The following is a 14,979-nucleotide window of genomic DNA, read 5'->3' as shown; positions in this document are numbered from 1 at the left end:
CTCGGCCTCTCGGCCTCTCGGCGGCTCGGCGGCTCGGCGGCTGCGGCTGCCGCCCGATTACCGCTGCTCGTGCCGCGTGGCGTATTGCCCGCACAGGTCCTCATCCCGGCCCGGCCGCGCCGCTCGCACTCGCGGGCGCGCACCGTGCACTGGGTGTGCGGCTCGCAAAGGAGTGCTGCCCCTCCGGACGATCGGCGCCGGCGGGATGCCGTGTCGACCGCTGGCGTCGGTCCATGGGTGCCGCGGCTTGCGGCCCATTTGCCGCCGCCGGTGTCGGTCTTGGCGAATCCGCTTGCGCGGCAGTAGTTGTCGGTGGCGTAATCGGGCAGTCGTCGAATCAGGACGACGCGGTATCGCCCAGTGATTCGGTCAGGATTCGCAGTAGATCGGCGAGGTGACCGCGGTCCTGCTTATCGAGTGCGGCGAGGAGGCGCTGCTCGTTCGCCATGTGCAAGGGCAGTAGGTCGTCGATCAGGGTGCGGCCGGTGGCGGTGAGTTGGACGCGGATTGCTCTGCGATCCTCTGGGCAGGGTGCGCGCTCGACGAGGCCCTTGGCTGCGAGGCGGTCGATCCGGTTGGTGATGGCGCCCGAGGTGAGCATGGCGACCTGGTTGAGGGCGCCCGCGGTGAGCCCGTCGGCGCCGCCGGAGCGACGCAGGGTCGCGAGCATGTCGAACTCCCAGAACTCCAGTCCGTGTCCGGCGAAGAACTTCTTCAGTTCCTGTTCCAGCAGGCGGGAAAGCCGCTGGATGCGCCCGATCACTGCCATCGGTGACACATCGACGTCCGGCCTTTCCCGGTTCCAGTGCACGGTGAACAGATCGATCGCGTCGGCCACGGTGTTCCTCTCGATAGTGATTATCTCAACATTCATCTACTTGACGGTGAGGTATGCCAACGAGTAGATATTTCAACGTTGAGATTATCAATGAGGAGCGACCAACATGACAACAACCACCGCCGCGCGTGACTCGTACGCCGGCACCCTGGCGCTCGCCGCACTGGCCCCGATCGCATGGGGCTCCACCTACGCCGTGACCACCGAATTCCTGCCGCCGGATCGTCCGCTCTTCACCGCGCTGATGCGCGCGCTGCCCGCCGGGCTCGCGCTGCTCGCCATCACCCGCGTGCTGCCGCGCGGGGTCTGGCTCGGTCGCGCTGCTGCCCTCGGTGTCCTCAATATCGGCGCGTTCTTCCCGCTGTTGTTCCTCGCCGCGTACCGGCTGCCCGGTGGTGTCGCCGGTGTTCTGGGTGCGGTCGCACCGATGTTCGCACTGGCCTTCGCAACAGTCGTGCTCGCCGAAAAGCCCAACGGGCGCAAGGTGATCGCGGGCCTGATCGGTGTCTTCGGGGTCGCGCTCGTGGTGCTGCGCGCCAATGCGCAACTCGATACGGTCGGTGTGATCGCCGGACTCGCCGGTGCGGCGTCCATGGCGATGGGCACGGTGCTCACCCAGCGCTGGGGTCGGCCCGATGGTGTCGGACCGCTCGCGGTCACCGGCTGGCAGCTCACCGCGGGCGGCCTGTTCATCGCGCCGCTCGCCTTCCTGATCGAGGGTGCGCCGCCCGTACTCGACAGCCGGGCCGTCGGCGGCTACCTGTACCTCGGCGTCATCGGCACCGCGCTGGCGTACTTCCTCTGGTTCCGCGGCATCGCGAAGGTGCCGGCCACCTCGGTCGCCTTCCTCGGGCTGCTGAGCCCGGTATCGGCGGCTGTGATCGGGTGGATCGCGCTCGGTCAAGCGTTGAGCCCGCTGCAGGTGGTCGGACTCGGTATCGCGCTCGGCGGCACGCTGCTCGGCCAGGCGGCCGCAAAGCCGCGGATCGAACCTGCCCTGGTCACACCTCGGGTCCCGGTGGATGCACATTAAAGGTTGACCTTGACGTAACGTTAACTTGCAAAGTGGTTGTACCGACGAGAGAGAAGGGAGAACAGGTCATGCGAACGGGCACCGAATGGTCCATCCAGGATCTGGCCAAGGCAGCCGGTACCACCAGCCGGACGCTGCGCCACTACGGGCAGCTCGGGCTGCTGCCGCCGAGCCGGATCGGCGCCAACGGCTACCGCTACTACGACCAGGGCTCCCTGGTTCGGCTGCAACGCATCCTGCTGCTGCGCGAACTCGGCCTCGGCCTTCCGGTCATCGCCGAAGTTCTCGCGGGCGAACAGGACACCGCCGCCGCACTGCGCGCGCACCTGGAACTGCTTCGGCAGGAACAGGATCGGATCCGGCGCCAGATCGAGTCGGTCACCACCACGCTGCACAAGACGGAACGAGGTGAACAACTCATGGCAGCAGAGGTTTTCGACGGTTTCGACCACACTCGGTACAAGGATGAGGTGATCGAACGCTGGGGCAAGGCCGCCTATGAAAGCGGCGACCGCTGGTGGCGCTCACTCACCGAGGCGGATAAGCAGGCGCACTTCCAGACCCACCTGGATATCGCCGCCGACTACGGCCGGGCGCACGCAGCCGGACTCGCCCCGGACAGCGACGAGGTCCAGGCCATCGTCGCGCGGCACTACGACTGGATCGGGGTCGGTTCGCAGCGCCGCCCGTCGTACGAGTACTTCACCGGACTCGGCGAAATGTACGTCGCCGACCCGCGTTTCGCGGCCAACTACGACGTACACGGCGACGGCACAACCGAATTCGTGCGCGACGCGATGAAGGCGTACGCCGAGGCCAACCTGCGATAACAACAAGGTAGGGCGCCCGCACCCAGCGGACGCCCTATCCGCATTTCGCCGGGCAGCCGAACTGGTTGCGGCGCGGTAGAGTTCGCGATCGAAATGAGGAGGGGATTTCGATGGGCTATCCGTATGGGGGACCGGGGCCGCAGCTACCGCCGCACGCGTTCGGCCGTCACGAGCCGGTACCCAACAGCGGCACCGCGATCGCCGCAGCGGCGATATCGCTGATCATCGGATTGTTGTTGGCATTCGGCACCTTGTCGGCGGGTATGTTCGCGTTCACGGAGGTGGACCGGGAGTATCGATCCGGCGAGTTGTACTTCGTCGTCGCGAGCAGCGGTGTGGCCGCGTTGGTCTGGTTGTCGGCCGCGGCACTGCTGTTCCTTCGCACCACCGCCGGACGGGTGCTGGTAATCATCGCGTCCGTGCTCAGCCTGATATTCACAATTGCCCAAGCGGTGGATACCGGTGAGCCGCTCGCACTCATGCTGATGTTTCCACCGCTGGCTCCGCTCATCCTTGCCGCTGTGCCGTCGACCGGCCGCTGGATCGCCGCTGAATCGACATCTCGACCGGGTCCGGTACGGCGGCCGTAGGATCGGAATCGTCCACAACTAGGTGGGGAGGAGTGTCGACGATGCTTTACCGGAGTGGGGATCGGCCGCCGAGCGGGGCGGCCGCGCAGATCGGCGCGGTGCTTGCGGTGCTGTATGGGTTGCGGAGCCTGGTCGGGGGCACGTGGCTGATCGTCGATTTCATCGACAATCGAAGCCGGTTCGACAATTCGCTCGTCATCTTCACCACGCTCGGGGCGGCGCTGATGGCCGCTGTCATGATCGTCGGCGGTCTCCAACTCTGGCGTCAGGACGAGACCGGGCGCTACACCCTGATCGTCGCGTCCGGTGTGTCGATCGCGATCGGCATTGTCGGACTTGCCGTTTCGCTCACCGGTTACGAATTCGGCCTCGGCATCTTCTGGTGGTCCCCCGACGACCACTCACTTTGGGTGTCGTCCGCCTTGTTCGGCCTGGTCGGCCAGATCACCGCCCTGATCCAGGAAAACCTGCTCCGCACCGCTCTAGACCTCATCCAGCCCCTCCTCATTTTCGTCCTGTGTGCCAACAAAAACGCCGCCCGCTGGACCGCCGCCCGCCCGACCCGCCCGTCCCACCCCGCGCTGACCTACTGACCGCGCTCGCGTCGAACGAAACCCGCGCGGCGCGGTACAGTTTCGCGATCGAAGTGGGAGGGAGATCTCGATGGGTACCCATATGGCCAACCGGGGTACGGCTATTCGCAGCAAGCATATGGTGTTGCCGCGAAGACCGCGGGGGTCATCGCGATCATTATCGGCCTCCTCGGCCTTGTCGGTGTGGTGTTCGGAGTGTCCGCCGCGAATGACGCGAGCAACAAGTCGCACGGCTATCACAGTGGTCCGTCCGCACCGGACGTGCCCGGCTATATCTACGGCTTGATCGGCCTCGGCGGCATCGCCTTTCTCTGGGCGCTCGGCGCGTTTCTCCTGTTCCGCCGCAGTACGGCAGGCCGGGTGATCCTGATCATCATGTCCTCGATCAGCCTGATCGGAGCCGCCATCAGCGCCATCGGCGGAAATCCGGCCGGGCTCGTCCTGGGCTGGTCACACTGGCCGTCCTCGTCTGTGCTTGGTCCAGTTCCACCCGTGACTGGATAGCCGAGGGTCGCGCCCGGTACCCATACGGTCAGCCGATTCAGGGCACTACCCGTATCCGCCGCAGCCTCCTGCTGGGCAAACACCGTATCCGTCTCAGTGAGCTTGGCTCACAGGTTGTTTCGGCCGCACTGAAGTACTCCGGACGGAATGCCTTGGGCGCATCCGTCACTAGCCTTTGAGTGCCTGCATCAGTTGATCTTCGGTGATGGGGGGTACCGGGAGGGGGTGGGCGGCCGTGGCTCGGAGGCCGTCCAGGACGAGGGCGAGGTGGCGGCGCCAGGCTTGGGGGGCGATTTTGGCGGTGGCTTCGATGATGCGGGTGTGGGACCAGGTGATGAAGGCTATGTCTTCCAGGACCCAGTCGGGACGTAGGGCGCCGGATTCCTGTGCGCGGGTGACGATTTGACGCATCAGCCCGTGGCCGTATTCCTGGGCGCGCGCAATCGCGGGGCTGGGGGCGCCGCGTAGGGCGAGGTCGCTGAGTAGGCGGTCGGCGGCCTGGAGTTCACAGACCTTCTCGACCAGGTAGACGAAAGCGTCCCAGGGGTCCTGGATTTCGATCGCCTCCCTGGCGATGCGCCCGCCCGCTTCGATGCGGTCCTCGACGGCGGCGGCGATGAGGTCGTCGCGGGTGGGGAAGCGGTTGTAGAGCGTGCCGATGGCCACGCCGGCGCGGGCGGCGATTTCCTTGAGTGGTGCGTCCAGGCCGCGTTCCTCGAAGACCTCGCGGGCGGCGTTGACAAGCGCGTCCCGGTTGCGTTGGGCGTCGCTGCGTAACGGCTTGTCCACGGGCATTCGCCGATCCTACAAATCCGGTACTCGATTTATCTTGAGCATGGGTTCAACTTAATGCTACCGTCGAAGCTAACTTGAACCACTGCTCAACTTAGCGAGGAAGTATGACCAAGACGATCGCGATATTCGGCTTCGGGCCCGGGCTCGGCATGGGGACCGGACGGCGGTTCGGCCGGGAAGGATTCCGAGTGGCGGTCATCGGGCGGAATCCGGATAAGGCCCGCGGACATGTCGCGGAACTGACCGCCGAGGGCATCGAGGCCGCGGCCTTCCCGGCCGATCTCACCGATGAAAAACAGCTGTACAGCGTGGTCGACAAGATCACGGCCGAGTTCGGGCAGATCGATGTCGCGATGCACGGAGCGGCGGGCGATGCGGTGAATCGCATCCCGACCACCCTCGATGTCGACGCCGCCAACCTGCGCGTCCCGCTGGAATTGAAGGTCTACTCACCGATCTGGATGACCCGCGCGCTCGCGCCCGCGATGATCGAGCGCGGGGCAGGGGCACTGCTGTTTTCGTCCGGATATTCCGACAGGTATCCGGTCCCATATCTGTCCAATTTCGGCGTCGCACTCGGCGCGCAGCGCACCTACATTCGCCAGCTCGCGATCGAACTGCAAGGCACCGGCGTCTATGTCGGCCTGCTCAATATCGGCGCGCTGATCGGCAACAGCAAGGCCGAGCGCCTGGTGGACGAGCAGCCGGAACTGTTCCCGGCCGGGCTCGAGATCCTCCGCATGACCAATGCCGAACTGGGCGACCACTATTGGCGCATGTACACCGACCGCGACGTCGTCGAGTCGGATATCGGCTTTCCGGGGTAGTTCTACCGTGGCGGCCGCCGGATTGCCCTGCGGTACGACTCGCGATTCGAGGCCGAGATATGAGCGCTGATCAGTGCTCCATGGCATCGGCGCCGTCGTGTAGTGGCTGGGTGGTGCGATGGGGTTCGGCTCAACAATCAGCGCACCTTCGAAGGTAGCCAGGATGACGATCGCCAGAGCCCGAGCCCGGTCCTCGGGAAGGCCCGAGTCGCCGAGGATTTCGCGAATCCGAAGCTGGTGGGCGGTGCGGCCGCGCGCTATCTCACCCTGTCGGGCCGACGCATCGATGCCGCCGGGGCACTGCGCATCGGCTTGGTCGTGGAGGTCGTGCCCGCGGCGGAGCTGATGGATGCCGCGGGCCGCCTCGCCCGAGACGTCGCACGCGGTCCGCGCGAGGCGCTGATACGTACGAAGGCGAAGGCGGTGCAGCGCATGGGCATAGATGTGGGGATGGCGACGCTGGCGATGTGAACGGGCATTACACCGCGCACATGGACTGCATGACGCCCTTCAGAATCGGCGCACCGTAGGTAGTCGGCGCGTAGGCCACCGTCTGCACGATGGACAACGGCGTGAGTACAGCGTTGCTCATCCCGGTCCAGCCCGCCGCCAGATTTGCGACGGTGAGCAGCAGACTCGTCACATCCAACGTCAGTGTGGCCAGGTCGAAGGCGTTCTCCACCTGCACATCCGCCAAAGCGACCGTGTCGAGCGCCTTACCCTCGTACAGATCGAAACCGAGGTTGGACAGGAAGGTCACCGGACCGTAGTCGAGCGCGTCGACGATCGGTCCCAGTTCCTCGGTCCGGCGCATCAGTGCCAGTTTCGCGACCCGGTTGTCGCGCAGAAAGCCTTGCAGGGACTCGGCGCCGGCGTTCAGCCCGTCTCGATCCAGCGGCAGATCGGCCTGCTCCAGGAAGGCCCTGGTGCGTTCGACCAGCGTCCGGGTGGTCAATTCGGCTATGGGAGTGCAGGTTCCGTTCGCGCGCACCAAGGTGTCGGCGAGATCGATCAGCGCCTGCGGTAATTCGACGTGCTCGGTGTAGACGGATTCGTCGAGTACCAACTTCGGATATGCGTTCGGCGCTGCGCAATTCGCGGCGAGGAAGTCCTGCACCGTGCGCGCCAGCGACTTCACACCGGTGAACACCGCACCGACGATCGGCTTCAGAAAAAATCCGACCGTGGGCACCAGACTGGCCGCGAACTGCGCCGGAATCTTCACGATCCGAGTCGCGAGGATGAAGACCTCGATCACATCGTTCACGGTCAGCCGGGATACCGACACGGTGGTGTCGAGCCGCCCGGTCCGCACCGCGTCCAGGCCGTTGACCAAATACGTGACGATCGGATCGTCGAGGAATTCGGTGCGCTCGTTCACCGTCGACGGCGCGACAGGCAGTCCGTCCCGATGCACCCGCACCGCGGCGATGGTGCCGCGGAAATCGGCGACCTGACGGTCGAAGGCGGCGACCTGCTCGCCCGGCACCGCCGTGCGCAACGCGGTCGCGGCGGCGGTGACGATGTCGTCGAAGGTCGGTGCACCGCCGACGCACACCGTGTCCGCAACAGGTGTAGCTGCCAGCGAGTCGAACTCCGCCGCGTTCGCGGGTGACGGGACGACTACCGCCGCCCCCAACACCGCGAACAGCGCGAGGAACGGGATATGGAATTTCCGCATCATCAGGTCTTCCGGGTCGGGCTGCTGGCGACTGCCGAACTGGACACATGATCAGTTCGCGTCCGTGTGTAATCGCGGCTCTATGGCGGCGGCGTATTCGTTTCGGCAAACACCAGGCGAAATCCCGATGGCATCCAGCGCCGAATGCACGCAGGTCGCGACTCCACCCGGCTCGCGCGCGGACTTCCGATACGCTGGGCACCCGTGACCGTCGCATCGTCCCCGGGTAACTCCGCAAACTCCGCCTCTCAGTTCGATCTGATCGTCGTCGGCTCCGGATTCTTCGGGCTGACCGTCGCCGAGCGCGCCGCCAATCTGCTCGGTAAACGGGTGCTGGTGATCGATCGTCGCTACCACCTCGGCGGCAACGCCTACTCGGAGCCGGAGCCGCAGACCGGGATCGAGGTGCACAAGTACGGGGCGCACCTGTTCCACACCTCGAACAAGCGGGTGTGGGACTACGTGACCCAGTTCACCGAATTCACCGGCTACCAGCATCGGGTCTTCGCGATGCACAAGGGGCAGGCCTATCAGTTCCCGATGGGCCTCGGTCTGATCTCCCAGTTCTTCGGCCGCTACTTCACGCCCGAACAGGCGCGCAAGCTGATCGCCGAACAGGCCTCGGAGGTCGAGACCAAGGACGCGCAGAACCTCGAGGAGAAGGCGATCTCGCTGATCGGCCGTCCGCTCTACGAGGCGTTCGTGCGCGACTACACCGCCAAGCAGTGGCAGACCGACCCGAAGGAACTGCCCGCGGGCAATATCACCCGCCTGCCGGTGCGCTACACCTTCGACAACCGCTATTTCAACGACACCTACGAGGGTCTGCCCAAAGAGGGCTACACGAAGTGGCTGGAGAATATGGCCGCCTCCGAGCTCATCGAGGTCCGGCTGAACACCGACTGGTTCGACGTGCGCGAGCAGATCCGCGCCGAGAACCCGGACGCCCCGGTCGTCTACACCGGACCGGTGGACCGCTACTTCGACTACAGCGAGGGCGAACTCGGCTGGCGCACCATCGATTTCGAGACCGAAGTGCTCGATACCGGTGACTTCCAGGGCACCTCGGTGATGAACTACAACGATTCGGATGTGCCCTACACCCGCATTATCGAACCGCGGCACTTCCACCCGGAGCGCGACAGCTACCCGAACGACAAGACCGTGATCATGCGCGAATTCTCCCGCTTCGCGCAGACCGGTGACGAGCCGTACTACCCGATCAACACACCGGAGGACCGCGCCAAGCTCACCGCGTACCGGGCGCTGGCGAAGAAGGAAACCGCAGCGGCGAAGGTGCTTTTCGGTGGTCGCCTCGGCACCTACCAGTACCTGGATATGCATATGGCGATCGGCAGCGCGCTCAGCATGTTCGACAATGTCCTGCGGCCGCACCTGGAGTCGGGCGAACCTCTTTCGGACCAGGAGGCGTAGATGAGCGACACTGGCGAAGCCTTGCTCATCGAAGCCGACCGGGTGCGGGTGTCCCGCATTGGCACTGGGGCGTAGATGAGCGACACTGGCGAAGCCTTGCTCATCGAAGCCGACCGGGTGCGGGTGTCCCGCACTGACGCTGAAAGCGACGAATGACCTCCCAATCGATCCTGGAAGATATGACCACCGAAACCCGCGCGAAGTCGCTGCTGCAGCGCATCATCCTGCCCCGGCCGGGTGAACCGCTGGACGTGCGCACCCTCTACCTGGAGGAGTCGCCGACCAACGCGCGGCGCGCGCACGCCACCACCCGCACCTCGCTGTCGGTGGGCGCGGAGTCGGAGGTGTCGTTCTGCACCTACTTCAATGCGCTGCCCGCGAGCTACTGGCGGCGCTGGAGCATCCTGAAGTCGGTGGTGCTGCGGCTGGAACTCGCCGGACACGGACGCGTAGACGTCTACCGCTCGAAGGCGGACGGCTCGCGAATCCATGTGCAGGGCAAGGAATTCGCGGTCGCGCTCGCGGCGCGAGCTCAGGGCCCGGAGGAGGCAGCGGAGCGTGACCACGGAGGGACCAGGGAGCGCCGCAAATCCGACACAAGCACTGAATCGGTGCATGTGGAATTCGAGACCGATCTGGGCCCGTTCGAGGACGGCGGCTGGATCTGGTTCGACATCACCACCGATACGGCAGTCACGCTGCTCGCGGGCGGTTGGTACGCGCCGGTCGAGGCGCCCGGTGCGGGCAGCATCGCGGTCGGCATGCCGACCTTCAACCGGCCGACCGATCTGGTGAAAACCCTTGGCGCGCTGGGCTCGGATCCGCTGGTGCTGGAGAAGATCGCCGCGGTCATCGTCGCCGATCAGGGCAACCGCAAGGTGGTCGACGAGCCCGGCTTCGCCGAAGCCGCCGCGGTGCTCGGCGATCGGCTCGCCATCCGCAATCAGCCCAACCTGGGCGGTTCCGGCGGCTACAGCCGGGTCATGTACGAGGCGCTGAAAACCACCGACGCCGAGTACATCGTCTACATGGACGACGATATCGAGATCGAACCCGATTCGATCCTGCGCGCGCTGGCCTTCGCCCGCTTCGCCAAGTCGCCCATGCTGGTCGGCGGGCAGATGCTCAACCTGCAGGAGCGCTCACACCTGCACAGCATGGGCGAGGTCGTGGATCGCGGCATCTTCATGTGGACCTCCGCGCCGAATGTCGAATACGACCACGACTTCTCGAAGTACCCGCTCAAGGACCGCGACAACTCCAAGCTGCTGCATCGGCGCATCGACGTCGACTTCAACGGCTGGTGGACCTGTGTGATCCCGCGCCAGGTCGCCGAGGAGATCGGTCAGCCACTGCCACTGTTCCTGAAGTGGGACGACGTCGAATACGGGCTGCGTGCCCGCGATCACGGCTACTCCACCGTCACCCTGCCCGGCGCCGCCGTGTGGCATATGGCCTGGAGCGACAAGGACGACGCGATCGACTGGCAGGCGTACTTCCACCTGCGCAACCGCCTGGTGGTCGCCTCGCTGCACATGCCTGGCAACGGGCGCGGAATGGTCGTCAACACCGTCAAGGCGACGCTGAAACACCTGCTCTGCCTGGAGTATTCGACGGTCGCCATCCAGAATCTGGCGATCAAGGACTTCCTCGCCGGACCGGAGCGACTGTTCCAACTGCTGCCGAGCGCCCTCGGCGTGGTGCACGAAATGCGCAAGCAGTACCCGGATGCGGTCATCCTGCCCTCGTCCACCGAACTGCCGCTGGCCAGCCACATTGGCGTCGGCGCGGTCGGTGAACCGGCGAATCCGATCGCCAAGGTGGTCCGCCTGGCCAAGGGCGTCGTGCACAACTTCCGCCCGGCACATGCCGAGCATCACGAGCGTCCGCAGCTGAATGTGCCTACGCTGGACGCCCGTTGGTTCCTGCTCTCGCAGATCGACGGTGTCACCGTCACCACCGCGGACGGCCGCGGCGTGGTTTACCGTAAGCGCGATCCGCGTCAGGCCCTCGGCCTGTTCAAGGAGGCCATGCGGCTGCGCAAGGAGTTGGCGGCCCGCTTCCCGGAGATGCAGCAGCGCTACCGCGCCGCTCACCCGACGCTGACCAGCACGGCGGCTTGGGAGAACGTCTTCGGTATCGATACGAAGGATGAGCAGTAGTGAGTCTGGAAGCCACCGCCGCGGACGACAACACCGCGGTGCACTCGAGTGCGAATGGCCACGGCGGGCCGGTATCGGCGGTGCCGTCGGCGCCGCAGCCGCCCGAGGTCAAGATCATCAACGCGGTCCAGGCGACCATCGGCACCAAGCCCGAGGTGATCAAGGCCGCACGCGGCATGTCGCATTTCGGTGAGCACGCGCTCGGCTGGATCGGCATCGCGGCGGCGGGCTGGCTCGTCGACAAACCGCGGCGCCGGCAGTGGGCCGGGGTCGCGGTCGGCGCGGTCGGCGCGCACGCGGCATCGATCGTCATCAAGCGCATCGTCCGGCGTCCGCGCCCCAATGATCCATCGGTGCAGGTCAACGTCTCGACGCCGAGCAAGCTGAGCTTCCCGTCCTCGCACGCGACCTCGACCACGGCAGCGGCGGTGTTGCTCGGCAGACTGACCGGGCTACCCTTGCCTGCGGTGCTCGTCCCACCGATGTTGCTCTCCCGGGTTGTGCTCGGGGTGCACTATCCCTCCGACGTGCTCGCCGGTTCCGCGCTCGGCGCCGCGTCCGCCGCTGTTGTGCTTGCCGCCGAAAAGAGACTCGATAGTGACCGCACAAGAAAAGACGTTCGTTGACATGAGTGAAGAGCCGACCAGCACCGACCTAGCCGAAGCGGTAGTCAAGGGTCCGCCCAAGACACTGGCCGGCGGGCTGTTCAAGGCGGTCCGCCCGCGTCAGTGGGTCAAGAACGTGCTGGTGCTCGCCGCGCCGCTGGCCGCGGGTCCGGATACCGCGACCGAACTGAGCGTGCTCGGCCATGTCGGCATCGCCTTCGTGGTCTTCTGCATGGCGGCCTCGGGCATCTACCTGGTCAACGACGCGCTCGACGTGGAGGCCGACCGGGCGCACCCGACCAAGCGGTACCGCCCGATCGCCGCGGGCGTGGTCCCGGTGAATCTGGCCTACCTGCTCTCGGTGGTGCTGCTCGTCGGCTCGATCGCCGGATCGTTCCTGGCGTCCTGGCATCTGGCCGTGGTGATGACCGTCTACATCGGCATCCAGCTGGCCTACTGCTTCGGCCTCAAGCACCAGGCGGTGCTGGACATCTGCATCGTGTCCTCCGGCTTCCTGCTGCGCGCGGTCGCCGGTGGCGCGGCCGCGAATATCGACCTGTCGCAATGGTTCCTGCTGATCATGGCGTTCGGCTCGCTGTTCATGGCCGCCGGTAAGCGCTATGCGGAACTCCAGATCGCGCTGAGCACCGGCGCCAAGATCCGCAAGTCGCTGGAGTACTACACACCGACATATCTGCGCTTCATCTGGACTCTCGCCGCGACCGCGGTGGTGGTGTTCTACGGTCTGTGGGCGTTCCAACAGGACAGCCTCAAGCACACCAACTGGTTCGCAATCTCGATGATTCCGTTTACCATCGCAATCCTGCGTTACGCGGTCGACGTCGATGGCGGCGAGGCCGGTGAACCCGAAGAGATCGCGCTGGGGGATCGCATCCTCCAGTTCCTCGCAATCGCCTGGATCGGAGCGGTAGGTGTCGCTGTCTATCTCACCTGACGAACTGCTGGTAGAGGGAGCGGAGCGAACAGAACAAGTGACGGAGGAGCCGGCCGAAGGGCCGGCTCGTTCGGCCTTGCGGTTCGTCAGGCTATCCCGAGCCACCTTCGTCGGTGGGATCGCGCTCACCGTCGCACTATTCTCGGTCGGCGCCTGGCAGCGACGCTGGATCGCCGACGACGGCCTCATCGTGCTGCGCACGGTGCGGAATCTGTTGGCGGGCAACGGGCCGGTCTTCAACGAGGGCGAGCGCGTCGAGACCAACACCAGTACCGCATGGACCTATCTGGTGTGGTTCTTCAGCTGGCTCACCAGGGCCAGGCTGGAGTACGTCGTACTCGGCGTCGCGCTGACGGTGTCGATGCTGGCGATCGTCTTCGCCATGCTCGGCGCCGCGCGGTTGTGGGGCGGCACCAAGTCGGCGCTGCTGCTTCCGGCGGGCGTATTCGTCTATATCGCTCTGCCGCCCGCCCGTGACTACGCCACCTCCGGTCTGGAGAGCGGTCTGGTCATCTGCTGGCTGGGCCTGCTGTGGTGGCAACTGGTGCGCTGGAGTCAGACCGAGCGGGTGAAGCTGCCCGCGCTGTTCGGGCTGGTTTTCCTCGCCGGACTCGCACCGCTGATCCGTCCGGAGATGACGCTGGTCGGCGCGCTGTCGCTGCTGATGATCTTCCTCGCCCCGATGCCGCAGTCCCGGCTGCACCCGATCGTGTTGCGCGGCTTGATCGTTGCCGCCGCCGGACTGGTGCCGCTGTGCTACCAGGTCTGGCGGATGGGCTACTACGGCTTGCCCTATCCGAATACCGCGGTCGCCAAGGACGCGGGCGGCGCCAAGTGGGGGCAGGGCTTCAAATACCTCTGGGATCTGGTCGGTCCGTACTACCTGTGGGTGCCGCTGCTGGTGCTGCTGGTCCTGGGCGTGGTCGCGGGCCGCTCGGCGCGTGCCGGAAAGGCGACCGACGAGCGCGGCTGGACGGTGCGCCGGGTTCGTGAATGGCTGCACTCACCGAGTGCGGTGGTCGCGCTCATGCTCGGCAGCGGAATCGTCCTAACGATCTACGCTCTGCGCGTCGGCGGTGACTTCATGCACGGCCGGATGCTGCTGCCGCAGCTTTTCTGCCTGCTGCTGCCGGTCGCCGTGGTGCCGATCCGGCTGCCACTTGCCTCCTTCAACCGCCAAGGCGGTCTGCGCGCGGTCACCGCGAAGGACTGGTCCTTCGCGGTGATCACACTCGCGCTGCTCGGCACCGCGGGCTGGGCGCTGTTCGCGGCCAACACCACGGCCATCAAGACCGGCACCAAGATCAGTGCCTCCGGCATCGTCGACGAGCGCGTCTACTACGTCCTCAATACCGGCCACGACCATCCGATCCTGGCCGAGGACTACCTGGACTACCCGCGCGTGCGGGCCATGGTGAACAACATCGCCGAAACCCCCGAAGGCGGTCTGCTGCTCAACTCGCCGTCGTTCATGTTCTGGTACATCGCGCCCCCGCCGCAGCCGATTCCCGATGGCGGCGCCGGGCATACCGTCTACTTCCTCAATCTCGGTATGACCAGCATGAACGTCCCGCTGGACGTGCGCGTTATCGACCAGATGGGCCTGGCCTATCCGCTGGCCGCGCACACCGACCGGCTCACCGACGGCCGGATCGGCCACGACAAGAGCCTGTATCCGGACTGGGTCGTGGTGGATACCGGCATGGTCGACCGGCATCCGTGGATGCCCTGGTACATGGACGAGAAGTGGGTCACCCAGGCGCGTATCGCCATGAGCTGCCCGGACACGGTGGCACTGAATATCTCCTACCGTGATCCGCTCACCTGGGGTCGCTTCAAGCACAACCTGATCCACGCACTGCACTTCGCGAAATACCGGATCGATCGGGTGCCGAAGTACGAGATCGAGCGGTGCGGGCTGGTGGATCCGTATCCTCAACCGCAAAGGTAAGACGCAACTCCTGTCACACGGGGCCCAAGGATCTCTGTGGGCCCCAGTTCTTCCACTGACCAGGGCAAATAAACGTGGCGCATATCGCTTTATCTCTTTTTGATAACGCCACCGCATCGATGTCGCGATATGGTACGTGGGAACGCCCGTTGGGGCTTCCGATTCGACATGGGCCCATCCA

General features: G+C 65.5%; 15 protein-coding genes. 12 read left to right on the top strand and 3 right to left on the bottom strand.

The annotated features are described in order from the left end of the window. Positions 1-337: 337 nt before the first annotated feature. Positions 338-874: a MarR family winged helix-turn-helix transcriptional regulator gene (locus tag ACFYOW_RS40675; RefSeq protein WP_387295873.1), complete on the bottom strand. Its 537-nt coding sequence runs from the start codon at positions 872-874 to the stop codon at positions 338-340. Positions 875-944: 70 nt separating this feature from the next. Here ACFYOW_RS40675 and ACFYOW_RS40670 point away from each other — a divergent pair, with 70 nt between their 5' ends. The 5 genes from ACFYOW_RS40670 (at position 945) to ACFYOW_RS40650 (ending at position 4,388) form a co-directional block, all read left to right on the top strand. Continuing rightward, a complete protein-coding gene (locus ACFYOW_RS40670) occupies positions 945-1,871 on the top strand; it encodes an EamA family transporter (protein WP_387295871.1) in 927 nt (308 codons plus the stop codon). 68 nt (positions 1,872-1,939) lie between these two features. Further along, complete coding sequence (locus ACFYOW_RS40665) at positions 1,940-2,701, top strand: MerR family transcriptional regulator (protein WP_387295869.1); 762 nt, start codon at positions 1,940-1,942, stop codon at positions 2,699-2,701. A 110-nt stretch (positions 2,702-2,811) separates the two neighbouring features. Further along, positions 2,812-3,291, top strand: a complete 480-nt coding sequence (locus ACFYOW_RS40660; RefSeq protein ID WP_387295867.1) for a hypothetical protein — start codon at positions 2,812-2,814, stop codon at positions 3,289-3,291. 41 nt (positions 3,292-3,332) lie between these two features. Further along, positions 3,333-3,884: a hypothetical protein gene (locus ACFYOW_RS40655; RefSeq protein WP_387295865.1), complete on the top strand. Its 552-nt coding sequence runs from the start codon at positions 3,333-3,335 to the stop codon at positions 3,882-3,884. A gap of 195 nt (positions 3,885-4,079) precedes the next feature. Continuing rightward, the gene (locus tag ACFYOW_RS40650; protein ID WP_387295863.1) at positions 4,080-4,388 is read left to right on the top strand and encodes a hypothetical protein; all 309 of its coding nucleotides are present in this window, start codon (positions 4,080-4,082) and stop codon (positions 4,386-4,388) included. Between the two features lie 168 nt (positions 4,389-4,556). Here ACFYOW_RS40650 and ACFYOW_RS40645 read toward each other — a convergent pair whose 3' ends face one another. Continuing rightward, complete coding sequence (locus tag ACFYOW_RS40645; RefSeq protein WP_387295861.1) at positions 4,557-5,183, bottom strand: TetR/AcrR family transcriptional regulator; 627 nt, start codon at positions 5,181-5,183, stop codon at positions 4,557-4,559. A 104-nt stretch (positions 5,184-5,287) separates the two neighbouring features. Between ACFYOW_RS40645 and ACFYOW_RS40640 the strand changes: the two genes are divergently transcribed. Both ACFYOW_RS40640 and ACFYOW_RS40635 read left to right on the top strand, forming a co-directional pair. Next, positions 5,288-6,010 carry an SDR family NAD(P)-dependent oxidoreductase gene (locus tag ACFYOW_RS40640; RefSeq protein WP_387295859.1) on the top strand — a complete coding sequence of 241 codons (723 nt, stop codon included), beginning with the start codon at positions 5,288-5,290 and terminating at the stop codon, positions 6,008-6,010. Positions 6,011-6,112: 102 nt separating this feature from the next. Then, the gene (locus ACFYOW_RS40635) at positions 6,113-6,481 is read left to right on the top strand and encodes an enoyl-CoA hydratase/isomerase family protein (RefSeq protein ID WP_387295857.1); all 369 of its coding nucleotides are present in this window, start codon (positions 6,113-6,115) and stop codon (positions 6,479-6,481) included. A 7-nt stretch (positions 6,482-6,488) separates the two neighbouring features. Here ACFYOW_RS40635 and ACFYOW_RS40630 read toward each other — a convergent pair whose 3' ends face one another. Then, positions 6,489-7,694, bottom strand: a complete 1,206-nt coding sequence (locus ACFYOW_RS40630; protein ID WP_387295855.1) for a hypothetical protein — start codon at positions 7,692-7,694, stop codon at positions 6,489-6,491. Between the two features lie 201 nt (positions 7,695-7,895). On the opposite strand from ACFYOW_RS40630, the gene glf reads away from it, so the two are divergent. The 5 genes from glf (at position 7,896) to zomB (ending at position 14,798) form a co-directional block, all read left to right on the top strand. After that, positions 7,896-9,125 carry a UDP-galactopyranose mutase gene (glf, locus tag ACFYOW_RS40625; RefSeq protein ID WP_387295853.1) on the top strand — a complete coding sequence of 410 codons (1,230 nt, stop codon included), beginning with the start codon at positions 7,896-7,898 and terminating at the stop codon, positions 9,123-9,125. A gap of 152 nt (positions 9,126-9,277) precedes the next feature. Next, positions 9,278-11,287, top strand: a complete 2,010-nt coding sequence (locus ACFYOW_RS40620) for a glycosyltransferase (protein ID WP_387295851.1) — start codon at positions 9,278-9,280, stop codon at positions 11,285-11,287. Between the two features lie 80 nt (positions 11,288-11,367). After that, positions 11,368-11,913, top strand: a complete 546-nt coding sequence (locus ACFYOW_RS40615; protein WP_387295948.1) for a phosphatase PAP2 family protein — start codon at positions 11,368-11,370, stop codon at positions 11,911-11,913. Between the two features lies 1 nt (position 11,914). Then, a complete protein-coding gene (locus ACFYOW_RS40610) occupies positions 11,915-12,847 on the top strand; it encodes a decaprenyl-phosphate phosphoribosyltransferase (protein WP_387295849.1) in 933 nt (310 codons plus the stop codon). Between the two features lie 7 nt (positions 12,848-12,854). Beyond that, positions 12,855-14,798 (top strand): flagellar motor control protein ZomB, encoded by a 1,944-nt coding sequence (gene zomB / locus ACFYOW_RS40605; RefSeq protein WP_387295946.1) that lies wholly within the window; start codon positions 12,855-12,857, stop codon positions 14,796-14,798. The last annotated feature ends 181 nt before the right edge of the window (positions 14,799-14,979 follow it).

Source organism: Nocardia sp. NPDC006982, assembly GCF_042869435.1.
Classification (GTDB): domain Bacteria; phylum Actinomycetota; class Actinomycetes; order Mycobacteriales; family Mycobacteriaceae; genus Nocardia.
Note: the sequence above shows the minus strand (reverse complement) of the source record. Positions and strands in the feature narration are given on the sequence as shown.

Excerpts from the sequence above, each read along its gene's own strand:
- ACFYOW_RS40640 (WP_387295859.1), top strand. The coding sequence starts at position 5,288 with ATGACCAAGACGATCGCGATATTCGGCTTCGGGCCCGGGCTCGGCATG.
- ACFYOW_RS40670 (WP_387295871.1), top strand. The coding sequence starts at position 945 with ATGACAACAACCACCGCCGCGCGTGACTCGTACGCCGGCACCCTGGCG.
- ACFYOW_RS40655 (WP_387295865.1), top strand. The coding sequence starts at position 3,333 with ATGCTTTACCGGAGTGGGGATCGGCCGCCGAGCGGGGCGGCCGCGCAG.
- ACFYOW_RS40610 (WP_387295849.1), top strand. The coding sequence starts at position 11,915 with ATGAGTGAAGAGCCGACCAGCACCGACCTAGCCGAAGCGGTAGTCAAG.
- ACFYOW_RS40665 (WP_387295869.1), top strand. The coding sequence starts at position 1,940 with ATGCGAACGGGCACCGAATGGTCCATCCAGGATCTGGCCAAGGCAGCC.
- ACFYOW_RS40675 (WP_387295873.1), bottom strand. The coding sequence starts at position 874 with ATGAATGTTGAGATAATCACTATCGAGAGGAACACCGTGGCCGACGCG.
- ACFYOW_RS40620 (WP_387295851.1), top strand. The coding sequence starts at position 9,278 with ATGACCTCCCAATCGATCCTGGAAGATATGACCACCGAAACCCGCGCG.
- ACFYOW_RS40645 (WP_387295861.1), bottom strand. The coding sequence starts at position 5,183 with ATGCCCGTGGACAAGCCGTTACGCAGCGACGCCCAACGCAACCGGGAC.
- ACFYOW_RS40630 (WP_387295855.1), bottom strand. The coding sequence starts at position 7,694 with ATGATGCGGAAATTCCATATCCCGTTCCTCGCGCTGTTCGCGGTGTTG.
- ACFYOW_RS40660 (WP_387295867.1), top strand. The coding sequence starts at position 2,812 with ATGGGCTATCCGTATGGGGGACCGGGGCCGCAGCTACCGCCGCACGCG.